This is a genomic window from Synechococcus sp. R60.1 (assembly GCF_047461835.1).
In the GTDB taxonomy this organism is placed as follows: Bacteria; Cyanobacteriota; Cyanobacteriia; order Thermostichales; family Thermostichaceae; genus Thermostichus.
This window is the reverse complement of sequence record NZ_JANSIA010000031.1, coordinates 1-22510: the sequence shown is the minus strand read 5'-3', so window position 1 is coordinate 22510 and position 22510 is coordinate 1. Positions and strand designations below refer to the sequence as shown.

At 59.1% G+C, this 22510-nt stretch carries 18 protein-coding genes and 1 CRISPR repeat array; of the genes, 12 read left to right on the top strand and 6 right to left on the bottom strand.

The window, feature by feature from the left end:
• Positions 1 to 224: 224 nt before the first annotated feature.
• Entirely contained in the window at positions 225 to 1019 is a 795-nt protein-coding gene (cpdA, locus tag NW834_RS06200; RefSeq protein ID WP_414390797.1) for a 3',5'-cyclic-AMP phosphodiesterase, read from the top strand.
• Here the strand turns inward: cpdA and NW834_RS06195 are convergent.
• On the bottom strand, positions 1016 to 1840 hold the full coding sequence (locus NW834_RS06195) for an ABC transporter permease (RefSeq protein WP_414330751.1): 825 nt from the start codon (positions 1838 to 1840) through the stop codon (positions 1016 to 1018). The two genes, cpdA and NW834_RS06195, sit on opposite strands and share 4 nt — an antisense overlap.
• Positions 1837 to 2766 (bottom strand): ABC transporter permease, encoded by a 930-nt coding sequence (locus NW834_RS06190; protein WP_011431804.1) that lies wholly within the window; start codon positions 2764 to 2766, stop codon positions 1837 to 1839. Before NW834_RS06190 ends, NW834_RS06195 begins: the two co-directional genes overlap by 4 nt.
• Positions 2767 to 2895: 129 nt before the next feature.
• Between NW834_RS06190 and NW834_RS06185 the strand changes: the two genes are divergently transcribed.
• Complete coding sequence (locus NW834_RS06185) at positions 2896 to 4050, top strand: homocysteine biosynthesis protein (RefSeq protein ID WP_414343605.1); 1155 nt, start codon at positions 2896 to 2898, stop codon at positions 4048 to 4050.
• A gap of 155 nt (positions 4051 to 4205) precedes the next feature.
• On the opposite strand, the gene csaB is transcribed toward NW834_RS06185, so the two are convergent.
• The 3 genes from csaB to psbU form a co-directional block, all read right to left on the bottom strand.
• Positions 4206 to 5291, bottom strand: a complete 1086-nt coding sequence (csaB, locus tag NW834_RS06180; protein ID WP_414426258.1) for a polysaccharide pyruvyl transferase CsaB — start codon at positions 5289 to 5291, stop codon at positions 4206 to 4208.
• A 190-nt stretch (positions 5292 to 5481) separates the two neighbouring features.
• Positions 5482 to 6375, bottom strand: a complete 894-nt coding sequence (locus tag NW834_RS06175; RefSeq protein WP_414426257.1) for an Rpn family recombination-promoting nuclease/putative transposase — start codon at positions 6373 to 6375, stop codon at positions 5482 to 5484.
• A gap of 51 nt (positions 6376 to 6426) precedes the next feature.
• Positions 6427 to 6795: a photosystem II complex extrinsic protein PsbU gene (gene psbU, locus NW834_RS06170; RefSeq protein ID WP_414418866.1), complete on the bottom strand. Its 369-nt coding sequence runs from the start codon at positions 6793 to 6795 to the stop codon at positions 6427 to 6429.
• A 197-nt stretch (positions 6796 to 6992) separates the two neighbouring features.
• Here psbU and gcvP point away from each other — a divergent pair, with 197 nt between their 5' ends.
• The 10 genes from gcvP (at position 6993) to NW834_RS06120 (ending at position 21527) form a co-directional block, all read left to right on the top strand.
• Positions 6993 to 9959, top strand: a complete 2967-nt coding sequence (gene gcvP, locus NW834_RS06165) for an aminomethyl-transferring glycine dehydrogenase (RefSeq protein ID WP_414418865.1) — start codon at positions 6993 to 6995, stop codon at positions 9957 to 9959.
• Between the two features lie 161 nt (positions 9960 to 10120).
• Positions 10121 to 10684: a hypothetical protein gene (locus tag NW834_RS06160; RefSeq protein ID WP_187147251.1), complete on the top strand. Its 564-nt coding sequence runs from the start codon at positions 10121 to 10123 to the stop codon at positions 10682 to 10684.
• 2 nt (positions 10685 to 10686) lie between these two features.
• A complete protein-coding gene (locus NW834_RS06155) occupies positions 10687 to 11124 on the top strand; it encodes an SRPBCC family protein (protein ID WP_414349928.1) in 438 nt (145 codons plus the stop codon).
• Between the two features lie 37 nt (positions 11125 to 11161).
• The gene (locus tag NW834_RS06150; protein WP_414349927.1) at positions 11162 to 11743 is read left to right on the top strand and encodes a peroxiredoxin family protein; all 582 of its coding nucleotides are present in this window, start codon (positions 11162 to 11164) and stop codon (positions 11741 to 11743) included.
• Between the two features lie 45 nt (positions 11744 to 11788).
• Complete coding sequence (locus NW834_RS06145) at positions 11789 to 13444, top strand: ABC1 kinase family protein (RefSeq protein ID WP_414349926.1); 1656 nt, start codon at positions 11789 to 11791, stop codon at positions 13442 to 13444.
• A gap of 278 nt (positions 13445 to 13722) precedes the next feature.
• Positions 13723 to 16994: a CRISPR direct-repeat array (repeat unit 36 nt; unit sequence GTTCCCCCTTCGGGGGGATCCCTAGAAATTGGAAAC).
• A 70-nt stretch (positions 16995 to 17064) separates the two neighbouring features.
• Complete coding sequence (gene cfa / locus NW834_RS06140) at positions 17065 to 18204, top strand: cyclopropane fatty acyl phospholipid synthase (protein WP_414417108.1); 1140 nt, start codon at positions 17065 to 17067, stop codon at positions 18202 to 18204.
• 97 nt (positions 18205 to 18301) lie between these two features.
• Positions 18302 to 18748, top strand: a complete 447-nt coding sequence (locus NW834_RS06135; RefSeq protein ID WP_414418862.1) for a SufE family protein — start codon at positions 18302 to 18304, stop codon at positions 18746 to 18748.
• 13 nt (positions 18749 to 18761) lie between these two features.
• Complete coding sequence (locus tag NW834_RS06130) at positions 18762 to 19883, top strand: metal ABC transporter solute-binding protein, Zn/Mn family (RefSeq protein ID WP_414418863.1); 1122 nt, start codon at positions 18762 to 18764, stop codon at positions 19881 to 19883.
• Positions 19880 to 20680, top strand: a complete 801-nt coding sequence (locus NW834_RS06125) for a metal ABC transporter ATP-binding protein (protein WP_414418864.1) — start codon at positions 19880 to 19882, stop codon at positions 20678 to 20680. Before NW834_RS06130 ends, NW834_RS06125 begins: the two co-directional genes overlap by 4 nt.
• A 10-nt stretch (positions 20681 to 20690) precedes the next feature.
• On the top strand, positions 20691 to 21527 hold the full coding sequence (locus NW834_RS06120; protein ID WP_414343173.1) for a metal ABC transporter permease: 837 nt from the start codon (positions 20691 to 20693) through the stop codon (positions 21525 to 21527).
• On the opposite strand, the gene NW834_RS06115 is transcribed toward NW834_RS06120, so the two are convergent.
• Positions 21496 to 22347: a hypothetical protein gene (locus NW834_RS06115; protein WP_414332345.1), complete on the bottom strand. Its 852-nt coding sequence runs from the start codon at positions 22345 to 22347 to the stop codon at positions 21496 to 21498. The two genes, NW834_RS06120 and NW834_RS06115, sit on opposite strands and share 32 nt — an antisense overlap.
• Positions 22348 to 22510: the final 163 nt, after the last annotated feature.

Here is a 22510-nt window from a genome sequence, read left to right as displayed (position 1 = left end):
GGTTGGGGTGAGACGCCTGGGCTACTGAGAAAAGCCTTGTGGTTCTGGGGATTATTGCTCCGCAACGCTGACGCGAAGACGCGACCAACGTTTTGGGTGTGGGTGCAGTGTCCTAGCCTGAATCGAAATAACCCTACCTACGGGTTCCAGCCGGGCCATCTGGTGCTAGAATGGTAGTATTTTGAACCTGCGGAGATGGGATCCCACCCTCTTGGGCCTGCTCTATGACCGTATACGTGGTTCAGATCAGCGACCTGCATCTGTTTGCCAAGCCCCATCACCGGCTGCTGGGGGTGGACACGGAAGCCTCTTTCCTGCAGGTGCAAAAGGCCATTGCCGCTCTGGATCCCTTGCCGGATCTGCTGCTGCTTACCGGAGATCTCTCTCAAGATGGTAGCGCAGCATCTTACGCCCGTTTGAGAGCCCATTTGCAGGCTCTCCCCATCGATACTTACTGGTTGGCAGGCAACCACGATCGCCTGCACAACATGAACCAAGAGCTCCACGCCGAGCGGCTATTCGGGGACAAGAGCTTCAGCCGGGAAAATTGGAGTTTTATTTTATTGAACTCCCTCGTGCCCGGCAAAGACAGCGGTTACCTGACGGATCGCACGCTGCTGTGGCTGAAACAAGAATTGCAGCGGAGCAAAGCCGTCCAACACCATGTTTTGTTGGCCCTGCACCATCCCCCTTTTTCGGTGGATTCTGCCTGGCTGGATCAAAGTGCCCTGCAGCAGCCGGAGCGGTTGTTTGGGGTTCTGGACGAGTTCGACCACATCCGCCTCGTTGTATTCGGCCATATTCACCAAGACCTGCACCGCCGGCGGGAGGGGGTTGATTACCTGGCTTGTCCCTCAACCTGTGTGCAATTTCGTCCCAAGAGCCCCCAGTTTGGCCTGGAGGTAATTCCCCCTGCCCTGAGGCAGATATGGTTGGAGCGAGATGGCAGCTTCAAAACTCAGGTTCAACGGGTGGGAGCTGCTCTGCAACGGCCCAACCTGGCCCTGAAGGGATATTAGCTCTCCCCCTCTTGAACCTCTGTGGGGGGTAGCCCGATGGCCTGCCCCAAACAGACGCTGGCCCCCAGCAAGGCCAACCACCCCGGCAGCAGCGACAGGAAGGCCACTGCAGCCACCAGGGTATTGTTTCCCCCTTGCAAAAGGCTGTAGAGCAGCATTGGCAGCGTGAGAACCCGCCCACCGCCGACAAAGAAGGTGAGCAAAAATTCGTTCCAAGAGATCAAAAAGGCAAATACCGCCCCAATGGCTGCCCCAGGGGCAATGAGGGGCAACGTCACCTGCCACCACACTTGCCAGGGATCCGCCCCCAAACAGCGGGCCTGCGCCTCGTAGCCGCGGTCGAAACGGGCGAACACACTGCCCATCACCAGAGCCATGTAAGGAATGGTGGGGATCAGATGCACCAAAACCACCGCCAGCAGGGTACTGTCCAGCCGCAGGCGAATCAGCACCCCTTGGATGCCCATCAATACGGCCAAGGGAGAGGTGATGATGGGCAATAGCAGCAGCAGGCGCAGCCAGGCAGGCACGGGACGGGTGCCCAAAACTCGCCCTGCCGGGATCCCCACCCCCAAGGCCAGCAGGGTGGTAAACAGGGCAATTTGCAAGCTCTGGCCGAAGGCTGCCCGGAACTGGGATCCCCAGCTCAGCAGTTGCTGCCAACCGGCTATGCTCCATGCCCGGGGCAGGGCATCGGGAAAATACCAGGCCCGCGTGAAGGCCCAAAGGGCCAGCACCCCAAAGGGCAAAGCCCAAAGGAGGGCCACTCCGGCCACCCCAAGGCGGAGCAGGGATCCCCCAATCCATCTGCGTCCTTTCACGGCTTTCTCCAAGGACTCCGTCCCGCTGAGCCAAACGGCAGCTGCAGAAAGGATACTCTGGCTGCAAACAGCCCTCCGATTAGGCTGACCACCGCTGCCGAGACAGCCAGCAGGATGATCCCCAGCGCCACCGCCTGCTGCCGCTGCTCCAGGTTGATGTGGGTGAAGCGCTGATAGATCAAAACGGGCAAGGTGCGCGGGTAGGTGGGCCCCAAGAGCAAGGGAACCTCAAAGGCGCTGAAGACAAAGCCGAAGATGAGAATCCCGGTGGCCAGCAGCCCCGGCCTCAGCAAGGGCAGCGTTACATACCAAAACGTCTGGGCGGCAGAAGCCCCCAGCAGCCGAGCCTGTTGCTCCAGCTCGGATCCCATCCCGCGCAGCAGCGTCAGCGCCACCAGAGCGGCAAACGGGATCTCCTTCCAAAGCCAATAGAGCAACACCCCCACATAGCCGCGGTCGTTCACCCACAAGGGAAAATCCTGATCCGAGGCAATCCAGCCCAGTTGGAAGGCCAGCCGCGCCAGCCAACCGCTGGGCCCCAGCAGCAGCAGCATCCCCGCCACCCCCACCAAATGAGGAATCGGCAGCGTCAACTGGCCAAGCCAGATGGCCCACCCCCCCACCCCCCGCAACAGCAGCGCCAGCCCCAGCCCCAAAAGCAGCGCCAACCCCGTTGCCAACAGAGCGATTCTGAGGCTGAGCAACAGGGATCCCCCGACTTCCGCATCCCGCAGCAGCTCCCCATACCCCTGCAGGGTAAACCCCCTCTCGCCCAGGCCGTAGAGGCCCACACTCTGGGCCAGAGCCAGCAGCAGCCCCCCGCCGTAGAGCAGGCCCACCAACCCCAACGCCGGCAAAAGCGGCCCATACTGCCGGATCCCCTTAAGCCCCACCGGCCCAGATCCCCGTCCATTTAAGCTATTCATTGAGCCAGTCCCAAGAGCTGCCTCACGAGAGAATTCAAGATGGGAGCGGATCCCTCGACGATCAAGCGATCAAGACTGCCTAGTGCTCCACACCGCCAACGCGACCAACCATTGCGATCTTTACATCCCATGGAGAGAACCCTAGACCAGATTAACCAACGCATTGCCAAAGGCCAGGTGCGGGTGTGGACGGCCCTGGAAGCCAAAGCCAAGCTGGCCACCTTGGGGATCCAGGAAGCCTTTGAGCAGGTGGATGTGATCACCACCGGCACCTTTGAGCCAATGGAGTCTTCAGGAGCCATTGTGAACCTGGGCCATACGGATCCGCCCATCAAGATTCGCCAAGCTTGGCTGAACGGGGTACCGGCCTATGCCGGATTTGGCGCGGTGGATCTTTACCTGGGGGCAGCCCAACCCAGCGAGCAAGCGGATCAAGCCTATGGGGGCGGCCATGTCATTGCCGACCTAGTGGCGGGCAAGCGCGTCCATTTGCGGGCCATCGGCCAAGTGACCGATTGTTACCCCCGCGCCGACTACGAGACCACCCTGACTCGGGATCAGCTCAACCAGTTTTACCTGTTCAACCCCCGCAATGCCTACCAAAACTTCATCGTCGGGGTGAACGGCGGGGATCGGCCTTTGTACACCTACTTGGGTCTGTTGGAACCGCATCTGGGCAATGCCGTCTATTCCAACCCGGGAGAGCTATCCCCCTTGTTGAACGATCCCCTGTTGCGCCGGGTGGGGATCGGCAGCCGCATCTTTTTGGGAGGCGGCATCGGCTACGTCGCCTGGGAGGGCACCCAACACTTTCCGCTGCAAAAGCGATTGCCCAACCAAACTCCCATCGGCCCGGCGGCCACTCTAGCCCTGATTGGGGATGCCAAGCAAATGCAGGCGGAATGGGTGAGGGGCTGCTACTTCCGCAACTACGGCCCCAGCTTGATGTTGGGGGTCGGGATCCCCATCCCCATCCTCGCTCCTGCGGATTTGGAGGCCATTGCCATTCGGGATGAGGAGTTGGTTGCCCCCGTGATTGACTTTTCCATTCCCCGCCGGGTGCGGCCCACCTTTGGCTTAGTGAGCTATGCCCAACTCAAATCTGGCCAGATCACCCTCAATGGCCGCAAGGTTCGCACTGCCCCTCTGGCCAGCTTGCGCCGCTCCATACAAATTGCCGAAATCCTCAAGCAGTGGATAGAAAGCGGCCAATTTACCCTCACCCAACCTGTCGCCCCCCTGCCCCTGGATCGGGAGTTTCTCCCCCAAAACCCTCTCAGGTGACGTCCTCCCCTCAATGAATTGGGGGCCTCCTCAAGCGGATGCACGCAGCGCTTTGGTTCGGGGACACCGTGCCTCCCTACTTTTGGGGTAAAGCGGCTCTCCAGAAGAACCGCTACCGGAATTCGCCCTGGCAGCAACTTCTCCAGGCAACCCCATCAACCCCACTTCAGGTGCTGTCTCAACAACTGAGCGTGCTGAGCCGATTGCCTCGCCCACAGGTCAGCTTGGGCAGGGCTGAGAGCTAGGCCCTCTGAGTAGCAGGCCAGCCAAGCTTGGTGTAAGGCTTCAGGATCGGTGGGCATCTCCTGCAGATCCCAGCCAGGCATGCCCAATTCCTGGAGCAGCGTTTTCACCTTGGGATCGTAGCTGAGACCAAAACAGGCGCAGCCCTCTGCCGCCGCCATCACCAATCCGTGGTAGCGCATGGTGATCGCCAGCCTGACACCCCGAAAGACTCCTTTCAATAGACAGGGATCCCGAATTTCCAGCACTTGGCTACGGTGGGGTAGGCGCTGCTGAAGCTGCTGAGCCAAGTGGTAGTCTGGCCCAAGGTCAGGGGATCCGGGAGGAGCCAGCTGAAAGGGCACGAAGAGAAGGTATGCCCCCGTGGAAGCCTGGAGACGCTGTAAACCCTGGCTCAAAGCTTCTAGACAGGCTCCAGTCAGTTGCGGATGCGGACGCAAGACCACAGCAATGCGGGGCTGAGGCCACGTTTCCCATTCCGGCAAGGTTTTGGACGGCAAACTCCAGACGGGATCCGGAGCCACCTGGTGAGGGATCCCCCACTCTTGCAGCCATTGGGAGGCAACCCCATCCCGCACACTGATGGCCGTGCAACCTGCCAGAGACCGGCGGGCCAGTGCGCGAATCCACCCCCGCTGCAGCGGCCCGATCCCCTGGGCCCAGGCAAGGGTCTTCAGTCCCCAGCGCTGGGCTAGGCCCATCACCCCCAGGTAGTAGAGAGGGCTGCGCCAACTGGTGCGATCCTGCAGCAGGCCACCTCCACCCCAGATGAAAGCCTGGGCCTCCTGGAGACAGCGCCGTAAAGCCAAACTGTTGAAGCGCGGATAGGCCAGCACCCCATAGGTGGCAGCCGTTTCGGCAGGGCGACGGGAGAGCACCACCGGCTGCACAGGGTCGGGCAACTGCTCTAGCTGTCGTAAGAGAGCCAGCAACAGGGCTTCGTCGCCAGCATTGCCGTAGCCATGGTAGCCGCAGATCAAAACCCGAGGCCCTTGCATAGAACCGGCTCGCTCAGGAAAGTCGCGCTGGGATCCTGCTGAGGTCAAGGTTGGGTTGCATTCAGCCCGGTTTATCGAGAACTCAGTTCAATCTACTGCTTTCTCTGGGAATCCAGACCGCCACCATAGCAGAGCTCCTCCCAGGAGAGAGATGCCGACAAAAATTGGGAAAAGGCCGTGACAGCAAAACCTAGGCAGATGCCAGCTCCTCTAGCCACTGGGTCAGGTCGGCCAGCGTCTGAAAGTCCAGCAGAGCCTCTGCCAACCCCTCCAATTGCTCGGTGGGCAGGCGGCGGATGGTCTCAGAGAGGTCTTCCGGCAGGGGCCCCAGCTTGCGCTGCAGTTGACTCAAGGTCAGTCGAGCAGCCTCTTGTTGCAGACCTTGTTGCAGACCTTGTTGCAGACCTTGCTCTAGGCCTTGTTTCAGGCCCTCCTCTCGCCCTTCTTTGAGGGCTTCTGCTCGCCACATCTGATAGATGGTCGATTCCCGCACAGCCAAACCTCCCAGAACCCTGCTGATTTCCTCTGGCGTCCATGTTAATCCTGCTAAGACGGCAGTGGCCGCTTTCAACTCCTGCCGCAGCTTGGGATCCTCCATCTCAGCTATGGCTCTGGCCACCTGCCGCAGACGGGGTTCTGGATTGTCCGGCTCTGCCAGTACCGCCAAGGGCAAGAGGCCTGGGTATCGGGATAGCACCTCTGGATCTTGTTCCCACAGGCGCAAGACCTCAAAGCGATGGGACAGGGATCCCCGTTGAAAAGAAGTCTGGTACACCCGTTCTGACTGGGTTTTTCTTAGGTAGATGACAATCTGCCGCACCTCCTGGTCGGGATAGCGACGGAACAGGCGCAGGCAGTAGTCGGCCATGCGCAAGGGAATGTCGGGATCCGGGTCGGTTTGAAACTCCAGATGCAAAATTAAGTTTTGGGCCCGCAGCAGGATAAGAGAGTCCGCTCGGATGGGCTCGGTGGACAGCTCCGTCGGCTGTAGCTGAGCCAAGGAAACAGGGGATCCCAGTAGCCACCGGACAAAAGACTCGGGGAACCATTCCACCAAGTACTTGCAGACGTTATCGTAGGCCACAGGATCCCTTTCCTACAAAAGCCGATTCTCCCGATGGCCCCTCTGCCGAGATCAGCCGTAGTACCCTTGGTTGATGCGGTTTTCCAGTTGGTTAGCCCCTTCCTGATACTCGCCAAACACGAAGTTCTCGGCGTTGGCTTTGATCAGGGCCTTTTGCTGCTCTGTCAGGCCTGAGATCTGCAACATGTCTTCCAGGCTCTTGTAGGGGGCATTTTTCACCAGGATGCGAGCTAGGGTGGGATAGAAGCCGGGCAGTTGGCGGTAGTTGCGCAAGATGGTGTTGTTCACGTCAATCGGAGTGTCCAAGTGCTTTACCGGGGGAAGCTCTGCGGCCCTGGCCACAACAGGGATCCCCAAGGGAGTAAGGCACAGACAGAGCACCAACAAGATACGAACCAAGATGGACAGCAGCCAACGCATAGCATCACTTCTCCAAGCAGAATCCAAAAGGCTCATCTGTATGTATAGGTCGCTAGCATTCTCCGACCATCTAGTGTCTCATCCCCTCTACCCCGAATCGAAGGCCAAGACAGGATTTGGATCCCGACAGAAACAATTTTTAACAACTATGATCAGGAGACAGTCTTTCTTGCTCTCCCTTTCTCGGCTATCGCACCATGTCCGACTTGGCCCTTCTCCACTCGACTCGACTTGACCCCCCAAGCCGGGATCCATCCACAGGGATCCCAGAACCCACCCCTTCTCCCGATGTGGGGTTGCTGGAGCAGACCGAACTCTTTCTCAGGCGGCACATTGGGCCGGATGCCCGGCAAATCGGGCAGATGTTGCAAGCGTTAGGGCTGAGTTCGCTGCGGGAGCTGGTGGAAAAAGCGGTGCCGCCGGCCATTCGCAGCAGCCAGCCTTTGCAATTGGGATCCCCTTGCCCTGAGCAGCAGGTGTTGGCGGAACTGAAGGCAATGGCGGCCCAGAACCAGGTGTGGCGCTCCTTTTTGGGCATGGGCTATTCCAACACCCTGACGCCACCGGTGATTCAGCGCAACATCCTGGAAAACCCTGCCTGGTACACCCCCTACACCCCCTACCAAGCTGAGATTGCCCAGGGACGGTTGGAAGCCCTGCTCAACTTCCAGACGATGGTGATCGACCTGACGGGGATGGAGATCGCCAATGCTTCCCTGCTGGACGAGGCCACCGCAGCCGCCGAAGCCATGGCTCTTGCCTACACCTTGGCAGGCAGGGGATCCCCAGTTTTCTGGGTGGATCGGGGCTGTCATCCCCAGACGATTGCAGTGGTGCAGACGCGGGCAGAGCCCTTGGGGATCCAGGTGCGCGTGACGGATCTGGCGGAGTTTTGCCCGGAGAAGGGCTTTGGGCTGCTGTTGCAATATCCCAACACCTTTGGAGAAATCCGGGACTACCGGCAGTTGGTGGAGCAGGCTCACCAGAAGGGGATGGTGGTGGCGGTGGCTGCCGACCTGCTCAGCTTAACCCTATTGCAACCCCCAGGAGAGTGGGGAGCGGACATCGTGGTGGGATCCACCCAGCGCTTCGGCGTGCCTTTGGGCTATGGCGGCCCCCATGCGGCTTACTTCGCCACCCGCGAGGCCCACAAGCGGCTGCTGCCAGGACGGCTGGTGGGGATTTCTCAGGATGCTCAAGGCAAGCCAGCCCTGCGCTTGGCGTTGCAGACCCGCGAGCAGCACATCCGGCGGGACAAGGCCACCAGCAACATCTGCACTGCCCAGGTGCTTTTGGCGGTGATGGCTTCTATGTATGCCGTCTACCACGGCCCCCGCGGCTTGCGACACATAGCCGAGCGCATCCACCGCCAGGCCCATCACTTGGCCACTGGGATCTGCCAGTTGGGTTATGAGGTGGGGCCCGAGCATTTCTTCGATACCTTCTGGGTCAAGGTAGCTTCTCCAGAGCAGGTGCAGGCGATCCAGGCCGGCGCTGCCCAGCGACAGATCAACCTCCGCCAGATCGATGACCAGACGCTGGGGATCAGCTTGGATGAGGCTACCACCGCTCAGGATCTGCGGGATCTGTGGGAGATCTTCGCCGGAACCGTTCGCGTCAGCGGAGCGGAGTCCTTACCGCCAGCTTGGGATCCCGACAGCCCAGGGCCGGATTTGGGCCAGAGCCTGCCGCCCCAGCTCCTGCGCACCACCCCCTACCTCACCCATCCGGTCTTTAACCGTTACCACTCGGAAACTGAGCTGCTGCGCTATATCCACCGCCTGCAAAGCCGGGATCTGGCTCTCACCCATTCCATGATCCCCTTGGGCTCTTGCACCATGAAGCTGAACGCCACGGTGGAGATGATGCCGGTCACCTGGCCGGAGTTTGCCCAGCTCCATCCTTTTGTGCCCCTGGAGCAGGCCCGCGGCTACCAAGCCCTCTTTGCCCAGTTGGAAAAGATGCTGGCGGAGATCACCGGCTTTGCCGGAGTTTCTCTGCAGCCCAATGCCGGATCTCAGGGGGAATATGCCGGCCTGTTGGCTATCCGCCGCTACCACCAAGCCAGAGGGGAAAGCCGGCGGCAGGTGTGCTTGATCCCCACCTCGGCCCACGGAACCAACCCGGCCAGCGCCGTGATGGCGGGGATGCAGGTGGTGAGCGTAGCTTGTGATGAAGCCGGCAATATCGACATTGAGGATCTGCGGGCCAAGGTGGAGCAGCACGGGGAGCGGCTGGCCGCCTTGATGATCACCTACCCTTCTACCCACGGTGTGTTTGAGGAAGGGATCCGCGAGATTTGCCAGATAATCCACGAGGCGGGGGGACAGGTGTACATGGATGGGGCCAACCTCAACGCTCAGGTGGGCCTCTGCCGTCCTGCCGAGCTGGGGGCCGATGTCTGCCACCTCAACCTGCACAAGACCTTCTGCATTCCCCACGGGGGGGGTGGGCCAGGGGTAGGGCCCATTGCCGTGGCCCCTCACCTTGTGCCCTATTTGCCTGGCCATCCTGTTTTGCCCGGCTGTAACGGCCCCGTCAGCGCTGCCCCGTGGGGCAGTGCCAGCATTTTGCCCATCTCCTGGGCCTACATTCGCCTTATGGGATCCGCCGGCCTTACCCTGGCCAGCCAGGTGGCCATTCTCAACGCCAACTACATCGCCAAGCGGCTGGATCCCTACTACCCAGTGCTCTACAAGGGGCCGGGGGGGTGGGTGGCCCACGAGTGTATTTTGGATTTGCGCCCCCTGAAAAAAAGCGCCGGCATCGAGGTGGAAGATGTGGCCAAGCGCCTGATGGACTATGGCTTCCACGCCCCCACCATCTCCTGGCCGGTGCCGGGGACAATGATGGTGGAGCCCACCGAGAGCGAATCTCTGGAGGAGCTGGATCGCTTCTGCGAGGCGATGATTGCCATCCGCCAGGAGATTGCCGCCATTGAGCGAGGCGAGATGGATCCGGTGCGCAATCCCCTCAAGCTGGCCCCCCACACCGCCGAGGTGGTGGCTGCCGACCACTGGGATCGCCCCTATCCTCGCTCGCTGGCCGCCTACCCGCTCCCTTGGGTCAAGGCCCACAAGTTCTGGCCCAGCGTCAGCCGCATCGACAACGCCTACGGGGATCGCCACCTGGTGTGCAGTTGTCAGCCCTGGCTCGACGAATGATGGCTGCTCTGGAACTTGGCCCAGAAAGCTGGAACTTGGCCCAGAAAGGGAGATTGGTTGTATCCAAAGGCGGGATCCGCTATAACCAGTCAGGGATCCCTGGCCAACGGATGAGAAAAAATCCCCGTCTTGAGCGGTTCACGTCAGTGGGGCCAAGTTCTTTGCCTATTCTTACTCGGCTAACCCTGGGGCTGTTGGCGGGATCCCTCGTGGCCTGCCGCAAGATGCCTGATCCGGTTGCTCAAGAAGTGGATCAGGATCCCGTGCGGCGTCACATCGGCAAAGATGGCACGCACTTTGAGGCTTCCCTAGGAGATGCCCGCGCCCTTCCCCCTCAGTTTCCCCCTCACTTGCAGTTGCCCAACGCTTCCATCATCTCTTCGGGACAGATTCGGGATCGAGAGGGGGGCCTTGCTTCCCTGATCTTGCAGACCTCTCAGCCTCTGGAGGCCATTGCCGCCTACTACCGCCGCACCCTGTGGGGCCGGGGCTGGGACATCCTCTCGGACATCGAGCAGGCCAATGGGATCCGCACCTTGGTTTTCGAGTCTCCCCCCCACCCCAAAAAGCCTCTCCAACAGGCGGTGGTGCAAGTGGGATCCCCCCGTCGCGGGCCGGATCAGGTGGAATATCGCGATATCTTGATTTTGCTGAGCACCGTATCCCCCTCTGCCACGGCAGAAGACCTCTCTGCGGCCAAGCTCGCTCCCCCAACTTCCCCCTGAGGATGCCTGTCTACACCCAGTCAATTCCGATTGCGGCCAGCGTGGCCCAGGTGGATCGCTGCCTCACCGACCTGGAGTTGATGAAGCGCTGGCTCAACCCGCTGTTGGGCTGTGAGGCGGTGGGATCCCCTCTGGCGGAATTGGGCAGCCGCTACCGCTTTTTCCTTCGCTTGCCGTTTGTATCCCCCAGCTTGGATTGCGTGATTACAGAGCGGGCAGAAGGCTTGGTGCAGTGGCAGTTTGAGGGGTTTTTTGAAGGAACCGACCGCTGGGAGTGCCATCCCCAGCCGGGGGGTACCCTTCTAGTCAATTGCTTCAACTTCCGCATCCCCAGTCCCTGGGTGGCGGCAGGGTTTTACCTGTTGGCAGCAGGGCCGACCCAGCAGGATATGCGGGCCCAGCTCCGACGGCTGAAGGCGGTGGCCGAGGCTTTGGGTTAGGCTGGTGGCAAGTAGTAAAGAAACGTAAAAAACTGCAATGACCAGCAACAGCGGACTGTTTAACCGTCGCTTTGCCGACAACTTCATCCCCCAACCGGCCAACACTTCTCTGGAAATCGGCCAGATTGCCCCCGATTTTGAGCTGCCGCGCGTGCAAGGGGATCCCGTGCGGCTATCGGACTACCGCGGCCAAAAGCCGGTGGTTCTGGCTTTTACTCGTATCTTCACCGAAAGACTGTTTTGCCCTTTTTGCTACCCCCACATCCAAGAGCTGAAAGCCCGCTACAGGGAGATCCAAGCTCTGGGGGCGGAGCTGCTGATGGTCACCAGCACCGATCCGGTTCAAAGCCAGCAGATTCAAGCAGACCTGCAGCTGCCTTACCCGCTGCTGGTGGATCCCGAGTGCAAAACCTTCCGCCTCTATGGGGTTGGCCAAGCTTTGGGAGCGCCTCTGCCAGCCCAGTTCGTTGTGGATCGGGAGGGCAAACTGCGCTTCAAGCATGTTTTCTCCTTTGCCCAGCCCAATGCCGATACCGATGAGGTGCTGCGGGTGTTGCGGGAGGGGCTGCAAACCGGCTGGGATGGAACCCGTAGGGTGGCCCCTATCCCCTTTTTCTAGGGATCGGGCTTCTCTGCCATTGGACTTCCAGGGAGAGAGACTGCGATGTTTGCCCGTCTGGCCCAGAGTGGGGCGCGTCAGGCCGAGATCCTGGAGGTGGTTTTGCGCCACGGTTGGGACTACATGCGCCGCTTGCTCTCTTTTGGCAAGGCTGGGGAACCCCAACTGCCCCCCCCAATGGTGCTGCGCAACATTTTGGTGGATCTGGGGCCGGTCTATGTCAAGCTGGGCCAGCTGCTGAGCACCCGTCCGGACCTGTTGCCGCGAGAGTACATCGAGGCCCTCAGCACTCTGCAGGCCGACGTACCTCCTGTTCCCTGGAATGCGGTGGAAATCCTGCTGCGGCAGCAGTTGCGGCAGCCGTTGGAGCAGGTGTTCAGCAGCCTGGACACAGAGTCGGTTGCGGCGGGATCCATTGCCCAGGTCCATCGGGCTTGTCTGGTCAGCGGCGAGTGGGTGGCCCTCAAGATCCAGCGGCCCGGGCTGGAGGCGGTGGTGGAGCGGGATACGCGGCTAATCCGGGGCATTGCCGAGCTGGTGGCGCAAACGGAGTTCGGCAGGTTGGCAGATGTGGTGGCCTTGGCGGATGAGTTCTGCCGGGCCATTCAAGCAGAGCTGGACTTCACCCAGGAAGCCCGCCACACCGAGCAGCTCCGCCAACAGTTGCAAAGGGGGCGTTGGTTTGATCCGGCCCAACTGGTGGTGCCGCGCATCCATTGGCCTCTCACTACGCCAAAGGTGTTGACGCTGGAGTGGATCGAGGGCCGGCCCCTGTTGGAGGCGGATCGCAGCGACGCGGACCCGGAAAACATCGCCCGCCTCTTGACCCGCGCTTTTTTCCAGCAGATCTGCATTGATGGCTATTTCCACGCCGATCCCCACCCCGGCAACCTCTTTTACTTGGGATCCGGTCGCGTAGCCCTGCTGGATTGCGGCATGATTGGGCGGCTGGATCCGCGTACGCAGCAGATTCTGCTGGAGCTGATGCTGGCCATTGTCAGCCTCGATGCCCAGCGCTGTGCCGAATTGACCCTAGAGTTGGCCCTGCCGGAAAGATCCACGGCCCGCTCGCGGGATCAGACTGTCAGCTTGGCCCAGCTCCAAAGCGACTACGAGCGTCTGCTGCGCCAGTACTACACCCTGAGCATTGCGGAGCTCAACTTCAGCCAGCTCTTTTCTGAGATCCTGCAGGCGGCCCGGCGCAACCAGATCCGCATTCCCGGCAATTTGGGCCTCTGTGCCAAGGCGCTGGCCAATTTGGAAGGGATCGCCCGCCAGCTCACCCCCGACTACAACCTGCCGGAGCAGCTTCGCCCCCTGATGGCGGATGTGTTTCGGGCGCAATTGCTGGGGGAGGCCCCTCTGCCTTCGCTGCTGCGCACGGCTTTGGATTTGAAAAATCTCTCTCTGCAATCGCCGCGCCAGATGGAGCTGCTGCTCAGCCGCATCACCTCGGAAACCCAGCGCTGGAACTTGACCATCCAAGAGCTGGACGGGATCCGCAGCAGCCTGGATCAGTCGGCCAACCGCCTTTCCTACAGCATTGTGGTCGGCTCTCTGATCGTCGGAGCTGCCATCATCTCGGCTCAGACGCAGCGGTTTCAGGTCTTTGGGCTGAGCGAACTCCTGTTCGGCGCGGCCAGCCTGTTGGGGCTGTGGCTCGTCATCAGCATCCTGCGCTCCGGTCGCCTGCGCGGCTAGATTGGCTGAGGTTGGCTCATCAGTGGACTCAGGGCCCTACTGCCCTTGTCTGGATCTCGATGTTTCCAAAAGAACACCAAAACGGTATCAACGCCTCCGCGAGCGATCCGCCAAAAGCCGCAAAGGCCGATTCTTTCGTTCGATCCCTCGACGCCTTGCGCCACAAGGCTTTCCGGCCCCAAAACCCCCTCGCCAAAACTCTTTTTGCCGACTTTTTTCCGGATCCCTCGCAAATGGGTCTTGCATTCCTTGCCCTGCTTGGGTTTAATAGGGGTGGAGTTCCCCCTTCGGGGGGATCCCTAGAAATTGGAAACGTGTCTTGCTCATGCGGGACCTCCCGAGCTCGGTATAGTTCCCCCTTCGGGGGGATCCCTAGAAATTGGAAACCATCGAAGAATTCTTCGATGTCATTGTGGACGAAGCAGTTCCCCCTTCGGGGGGATCCCTAGAAATTGGAAACGCTTCTGCCTGCTTACGCATGGCTTCTGCCTTCTCGAGTTCCCCCTTCGGGGGGATCCCTAGAAATTGGAAACGTTCGTGTTATCTATTCGAGTAAGCGTCGTTTTGTACGTGAGTTCCCCCTTCGGGGGGATCCCTAGAAATTGGAAACTGAAATGGTACCACGAAACTGCTCGTGGATCTCTCCACCGAGCAGTTCCCCCTTCGGGGGGATCCCTAGAAATTGGAAACACCCCTCCTGCAGCACCATCCAACGTCCTTTGTAGAAGTTCCCCCTTCGGGGGGATCCCTAGAAATTGGAAACCAGCCGCTGGTCTTCTCAGTCTGAGCAGCGTTTCATGAAGTTCCCCCTTCGGGGGGATCCCTAGAAATTGGAAACCTCAGTGTTCCCTTCAGGAAAATGAGCTCTTTGACACGTTCCCCCTTCGGGGGGATCCCTAGAAATTGGAAACTTAGAGGCAGACTCAGTTTCTCACTGCCTTAGGAGGAGTTCCCCCTTCGGGGGGATCCCTAGAAATTGGAAACGACGAGGATTAATTTAATCATACGAACCTCCTCGTATTTAGAATGTTCCCCCTTCGGGGGGATCCCTAGAAATTGGAAACAACGTGCAGCCAGCTACCGCCCATGACGGCGGATATTTAATGAAGGTTCCCCCTTCGGGGGGATCCCTAGAAATTGGAAACCAACTTGCTGTGTATCTAAGTCTGGTAAGGGCAGCGGTGGTTCCCCCTTCGGGGGGATCCCTAGAAATTGGAAACCCACTTGCTCGGGAGACAACTTCATCCCGTTCTTGATTGGAGTTCCCCCTTCGGGGGGATCCCTAGAAATTGGAAACAAGCTGCCGAGAATCGTCCAGCGACCTATGGCTATTGTTCCCCCTTCGGGGGGATCCCTAGAAATTGGAAACTCGATCTCTCTTCAAGAGATGTTGAGTCTCAAGATGTTCCCCCTTCGGGGGGATCCCTAGAAATTGGAAACAGCTTCTTTATATCCGCATAGGTATAGTCTTGTGGTGTTCCCCCTTCGGGGGGATCCCTAGAAATTGGAAACAGCAATAACCTCCCCCTCGAACACCCAGGTATTTCAGTTCCCCCTTCGGGGGGATCCCTAGAAATTGGAAACTGGCGATAAACGCCTGTACCTAAAACACTGTACCTTCGTTCCCCCTTCGGGGGGATCCCTAGAAATTGGAAACGTGTCTTTGACAATAAACAGTACTACTGGTGTTATCAACGGCAGTTCCCCCTTCGGGGGGATCCCTAGAAATTGGAAACTACTTGAGCAGCATGTAATACCGCTCTACTCTACCAGTTCCCCCTTCGGGGGGATCCCTAGAAATTGGAAACAAGATTTATATCAATGGGCTTCGGAGCAAATGGAATTGGAGTGTTCCCCCTTCGGGGGGATCCCTAGAAATTGGAAACTGTAGTAGTATTTGGCCACCTGGGGAGGGGAATATAAAGTTCCCCCTTCGGGGGGATCCCTAGAAATTGGAAACGACCAACCCCAACTGTGGGAAGCCCAAACCAGTGGAGGTTCCCCCTTCGGGGGGATCCCTAGAAATTGGAAACCAGTAGACTTTCTCATCGATGACAACGGGTGGTTGGGCAGTGTTCCCCCTTCGGGGGGATCCCTAGAAATTGGAAACGCCATTGAAACCTCCTTAGGCAGTGAGAAACAAGTCGTTCCCCCTTCGGGGGGATCCCTAGAAATTGGAAACAACTTTAGGCAGTAGATAAGCCTTCAACTGATAGCCGAGTGCGTTCCCCCTTCGGGGGGATCCCTAGAAATTGGAAACAGCCAATAACCGCGGTACCGGCATACCGTCATAAAGTATTGCTCGGAGTAGTTCCCCCTTCGGGGGGATCCCTAGAAATTGGAAACAGGAATGGCCACAATGTAGTCACCATTGACCGCGGAGTTCCCCCTTCGGGGGGATCCCTAGAAATTGGAAACTTCTCTCCTAGGTAAGGAGAGGTCAACCTCACCGAGAGTTCCCCCTTCGGGGGGATCCCTAGAAATTGGAAACTCTATTGGACTTTAAGGGAAGGAGATGTATTTATAGAAAGTTCCCCCTTCGGGGGGATCCCTAGAAATTGGAAACTGCACTGAATTACTCAGCGCATCAATTGTACTCTCCAACTGGTTCCCCCTTCGGGGGGATCCCTAGAAATTGGAAACGATTGTTGAGGAAAAGTTGTGTTATAGGGGTAGGGCGTTCCCCCTTCGGGGGGATCCCTAGAAATTGGAAACGTGTACAGTATCTCGTTAGCCTCACGCAGGCTGTTGCTGTTCCCCCTTCGGGGGGATCCCTAGAAATTGGAAACGCGGGTAGTTGTTAATCTGAACCAGTACCCGCTCTTTATGTTCCCCCTTCGGGGGGATCCCTAGAAATTGGAAACACTTCCTGCTGTTTTTCAAATTTGCGGAGCAGGCCCGCGTTCCCCCTTCGGGGGGATCCCTAGAAATTGGAAACTACCCAATTCGGGTTAGCCCGACAGGTGGTCAAGCCTTATTGGCTAGTGTTCCCCCTTCGGGGGGATCCCTAGAAATTGGAAACTCTAAACCCCCTGTCAAGAACCCGTATATTCGACACGCGTTCCCCCTTCGGGGGGATCCCTAGAAATTGGAAACTTCCGGCAAACTTAAACACGTTCATGACTAAACCTCCCTTCTAGTTCCCCCTTCGGGGGGATCCCTAGAAATTGGAAACATAAACCCAGCGGAACCTTTGGGTGGGGAGGCTGCCGTTCCCCCTTCGGGGGGATCCCTAGAAATTGGAAACGTTTGAATCCATACGACGTAGCCGTCTTCATCAACGGCAGTTCCCCCTTCGGGGGGATCCCTAGAAATTGGAAACCTTGCTCCCGTTGCTGCCGTACGGCAGCCCGGTAAGCAGTTCCCCCTTCGGGGGGATCCCTAGAAATTGGAAACGGGTCTGGATGCCGGTAGTGGTACACCTCAGTCGGATAGAGGGTTCCCCCTTCGGGGGGATCCCTAGAAATTGGAAACTCATCCATCCAGGAAGAATCGTCTTCCCATGGGTTGTCGTGTTCCCCCTTCGGGGGGATCCCTAGAAATTGGAAACTTGTTGGATCCCTTGCCACCTTGGGGTGTATTTGTTGAGTCAGTTTCCCTGTAGTGAGGGCTCCCTAGGGATGGGGAAAGGACTCAACAGCTTGCGCTGGCTGGCGCGTCAGTATGCGCTTCGAGTTCTGGATGCTGCCGGTATAACCCTCAATGGCTCACAGCCCTGGGATATTCAAGTTCACGACGAGCGGCTCTACCTGCGCTGCCTGCTCTATGGATCCCTGGGCTTTGGCGAGGCCTACATGGAGGGCTGGTGGGATTGCGAGGCCATTGATGAGTTAGTTTGTCGTCTCCTAACTGCCCAGGCACCGCAGCAGGTGGGTTGGCTAACTCAGCCCTTGCTTGGGCTGGACAGTCGCCTCATCAACCGCCAGCGGGGCAAGGGGGCATTTGTCATTGGCCAGCGCCACTACGACATTGGCAACGATCTCTATGAGGCCATGCTGGATCGCCGCATGATCTACAGCTGTGCCTATTGGGATAGGGGCGCGCAAACTCTGGATGAAGCCCAAGAAGCTAAGCTTGACCTCATTGCCCGCAAGCTGGAACTCCAACCCGGCATGCGGGTGCTCGACATCGGCTGTGGCTGGGGCGGCACAGCCCAGTACCTGGCCGAACGCTACGGGGTGCAGGTTGTGGGGATTACTGTTTCCAAAGAGCAAGCCAAACTGGCCAGCGAACGCTGCCGCGGCCTGCCGGTCGAGATTCGGTTAGAAGACTATCGCCAGACCCAGGGAAAGTTTGATCGCATCCTTTCTGTCGGCATGTTTGAACATGTTGGCTACCGAAACTACCGAACGTTTATGCAGGTAGCCCGCCGCTTGTTGAACGACAATGGCTTGTTTCTTCTGCACACCATCGGCAGCAACGTGGCCTACCAGGGGCGGGATCCCTGGATTGAGCGCTACATTTTCCCCAACTCGATGCTGCCCTCGCCTCATCTGATTACTGCAGCCTTTGAGGGCTTATTTGTGCTGGAAGACTGGCACAATTTTGGGATCAATTACGTGGCCACCTTAAAAGCCTGGCACGCCAATTTCGAGCAGGCATGGCCAAAATTAGCCGACCGCTACGATGAGCGCTTTCGCCGCATGTGGCGGCTCTATCTCCTGATGAGTGCCGGTAGCTTCAAGGCCCGGGCCAGCCAGCTCTGGCAACTGATCCTCTCACCTCGTGGGGTGAGCGGCGGCTATCGCTCGGTGCGGTAACGACAGTCCCAAAAGTTTGCAGGTGCCCCTGCGCCTTCGCTGAGTGGGGGTGTTATGATGAGTTTGATTATCATTCTCACTCTAGACAAGCTGAGGGATGCCCGCAGCTCTGCAGCAAAAAATTGTCAATCGCTTCCAGAAGGCCAAGACCTCGCGGCAGAAGTATGAGCTTCTCCTAGCCTATGCCAAGCGCCTGCCACCCTTTCCCGAAGCGGAGAGGAAGGAGGAGAACCTAGTCAGAGGTTGCGCTTCGCGGGTGTGGCTGGCCACCGAGTTTAGGGAGGGCAAGGTCTACATCCAAGGGGATGCCGATGCTCAGTTGGTCAAGGGTTTCGTGGCCATTGTGGTGGAGGGGCTAAGTGGCCTAGCGCCGGAAGAGATTTTGGGGGTTTCCCCAGAGTTTGTGCGGGAGATGGGCCTCAATTTCAGCCTTAGCCCTTCCAGGAGCAACGGTCTGGTGAGCATGTTTTCGATGCTGCGGCAGAGGGCCTTGGCTTTTGGGAAGTCAGTTGCTTCCAGCTCTGCTGTCTCTGTTGTCTTGTGAGGTATTCAGGCTCATGACTGATCAAGCTAACTCTATCCGTTCGGCTCGACCGGTGCGATCGCTGGTCTCGCTGCTGGCCGCCCTCTCGGTCGGGATCCTGGGAAGCCTGCAGATGCGCCAAGAAGAGTCCCGGGCCCAGCAGGGATCCAGCCCCCCAAAGGTGGTGACCACGATTTTGCCGATAACGCAATTTACCCGTGCTGTGGCCGGGGATCGGGCAGAAGTCACGCCACTCCTTCCCCCTCAGATGGGGCCCCACGACTTTCAGGCTCGACCTGAGGAGGTTCGTTTGCTGGCTCAGGCGGATGTGCTGGTGATCAACGGGTTGGGTATGGAAACGTTTTTGGAAGGGTTGATTGCCAGCGCTGGGAACCCCCAATTGCAAATCGTTGACAGCAGCGAAGGGATCCCAACTTTGCGGGCTGAGGAGCCAGAGCATGGGCACTCCCACGGTCACGGCCATGGACACTCTCATGGACACAGTCACGGCCATTCTCACGGGCATGGCCATGGCCACTCTCATGGGCACAGCCACGGCGAGTTTAACCCCCACATTTGGCTGGATCCCAGGCGGGCTATTCAGCAGGTGGAAAACATCCGCGACGGCTTAATCGCTGCGGATCCGGCAGGGGCGGAGATCTACCGGGCCAATGCGGCTGCTTTTATCGAGAAGCTCAAGGCTTTGGATGAGGAGATTGCCGCTCGGCTAGCTCCCTTTGCCGGAAGAAGCTTTGTGGTCTTCCACGACTTTGCCCCCTATTTTGCCGAGCGCTACAACCTCAAGGCTGAGTTTTTGGTGGAGATCCCTGAAGCCAGCCCCTCCCCCGAAGATGTGCGGCGGGTGATGGAGACGGTGCGGGCATCCGGCCTGAAGACGATCCTGGTGGAACCGCAGCTGGGGAGTAACAACCCCTTTGAGGTTTTGGCCAGAGACCTAGGGATCCAAGTTCGCGTTTTCGATCCCATCGAGACTGCCGGCCCTGAGGGGATCGAGCCGGAATATTACCTGACCATCCTGCGGCAGAACGTGGAGAACCTGGTCTCCGCCTTTGAGAAGGAGACGGCCTTCCTGCCCCTGCAATTGCCGCTGCTGGGCCAAGCTGCTCTCGAACACCTGCTGGCGAGGGGGCGGTGATCTCCTGCTCCGGCGAGGTTGTCCTTCGCGTGGAGGGGCTGACGGTCTATCGGGGATCCCAGTTGGCGGTGCAAAATGTGTCGTTTGAGCTGAGGGCGGGATCCCATACGGCCATTGTCGGCCCCAATGGAGCCGGCAAAAGTACCTTGGTGCAGGCCATCTTGGGGATCCTGCCGCGGCAGTGCGGCTCGGTTTGGATTCTGGGAGAGCCGGTGCGCCTGTCCGGCTATTTGCCCCCGTCAGTGCGGCAGCAGGTGGCTTACGTGCCCCAGCGTTTTCAGTTCAATCCTGGGATCCCCATGGTGGTGGAGGAGTTTGTGGCTTTGGGTTGGGGGGCATTGCAACCCTGTTGGCCTTGGCAGCAGCGCTCTGCTCGGCGGCAGGCGGTGAAAGAGGCGTTGGAACGGGTCGGCGCATCCCACCTGTCCTCTAAGGCTTTGGGCCAGCTCAGCGGCGGGGAGCTGAAACGGGTGCTGTTGGCCTATTGCTTGGCTTGGCCGCGGCGGTTGCTTATCCTCGACGAGGCACCGGCAGGCTTAGATACGCTCAGCGAGGGGGAGTTTTACCGGCTCCTGGAAGAGCTGCGCCAATCCCTGGGCTGGGCTATTTTGCAGATCTCCCATGATTTGGAGATGGTGTCCCGCCATTGCGACCGCGTGCTGTGCCTCAACCAATCCCTCATCTGCCAGGGATCCCCCCAGGTGGCTTTGGCACCAGAAGTGCTGAGCCGGGTTTATGGGCCTGTTCGCGACAGCGGTGCGGAGCACCATTTTGTCCGCTACATCCACCGTCACTGAGGGGAAGGCGATGTTGGAGGGCTGGGTGCGGGTAGTGGAGCTGTTGCAGTTGCCCTTTATGCAGCGGGCCATGCTGGGTGGGATCCTCACCGGCATGACAGGTGGGCTGCTGGGCAGTTTTGTTATTCTGCGGCAACTGTCGTTTTTTAGCGATGCCCTGGGGCATTCGGCTCTGCTGGGGATTGTTTTGGGAGTGCTGCTGGGGCTGAATCCCACCGTGGTGTTGATGGTGTTTGGGGTGGGATTTGCTTTGGGCGTCACCTTTGTCTTGGAGCGCACTCAACTGTCGGCGGATGCGGTGCTGAACATCATCTACTCTTCCTCTTTGGCGCTGGCCGTTATCGCCCTCAGCTTGCTGCCCGGCTATCGGGGCAACCTCAACCAGTTGTTGTTTGGGGAGATTTTGGGGATCAGCCCGGCAGCCCTGTGGACGAGCGGGATCCTCTTGCTGATCAGCTCGGCCTATGTGGGATTGACTTTGCCCTCCCAAATGTTGCTGACCCTGGATGAGCCGCTGGCGCGGGCGCGGGGGGTTCAGGTGGGCTGGCAGAAGCTGGCTTTTGTGGTGTTGCTGGCTGTGGTGGTGGCGCTCTCAATTCGCTCTGTGGGGGTGTTGCTGGTGAGCGCTTTTGTGGTCATCCCAGCCTCGACGGCAAGGCTTTTGGGATCCCGCTTTACAACCTATGTGCTGCTGGCCATAGGTATTGGGGGACTGAGCGCGGTGCTGGGGATGATCGCCTCGGCAACCTTCAACCTGCCCTCCGGCCCCAGCATTGTTGCCACCCAGTTGCTCTTTTTTCTCCTAGCTATGGCGCTCAAGGGGGTGTCGCAACTCCTGCAGCTCTAGCTAGCGGCAATCCAAGAGCTCTCTCGGGCAGCGGCTTTTCCTGCAGAAGCTGGCCAAACAGGCGGCGATAGCTCTCTGGAAAGACCTGCCCGCTGAGGGTGGGCTGCTCGTAGACGCGCTTGAGGGTGTTGAGATCCCGCTTGGTAATGTTGGGCACCCGCAACACCCGCCGATTGCCGGTAGCCGCCGCATGGTGTCCGCCATACATCAGATCCCGCAGGTTCGGGCTATGGCCCCACAGCCCCAGCCCATGCCCGATCTCGTGTCGGGCCACCGCCGTTATTTCGGCCAACCCCTGTCCTTCTGCAATGACGATGCGCACCCGCTGCTGCAAAGAGCCATCGGAGGCGAAGAAAAACTCCGGGCGGGCCGCCCCAGCCACCCCGCCGCCAATAGGAGGAACGCGGTAAATGCTCATCCCGTAGAAAGCCTCCTCCTCTTTGGCCACCACCTTGAGCGGGATGTAGGCCGACCACTCCTTCACCGCTTGCTCCACGGAGGCCTTCCACTGGGGGTGATCCCCTTGGATGTAGATAGGGACGGGATAGAAGGCCCACTGGGCATAGGCTCCACCTGGCAAAAGCGGCTCGATTTCCTCAAAGTAGTCTCCCACCGCCTTGTCGTAGGCGTAGCGATCCAGGCCGGGGGGGAGTTTGAGCCGCATCGGCTGCGGCAGTTCTCCGGCTTGAGTTTGAGCCTGGGCTTGCAGGGCTTCAATGCCAAAAAAGTGGGGAACCAGCAGGGATCCCCTGCCCCCCACTGCCAGGACGAGGAGCATCGTCCAGCCGAGGATGCAAAGCTGTAGAATGCGCCGCCGCATCAAAGCCGCCCTTTCGCCCTTGTCTTTCTACAAGGTTAGTGGCTCAGAAAGCAAGTGTCGTTCGTTTGACATCCTCCCCTGCCTGAAGGCCGGAGATTCCTACCACGCTACGCATGGATGGCTCCTTGCGCAGTCGTCTCGGCGGGTTCCTGCTTCCGACCGC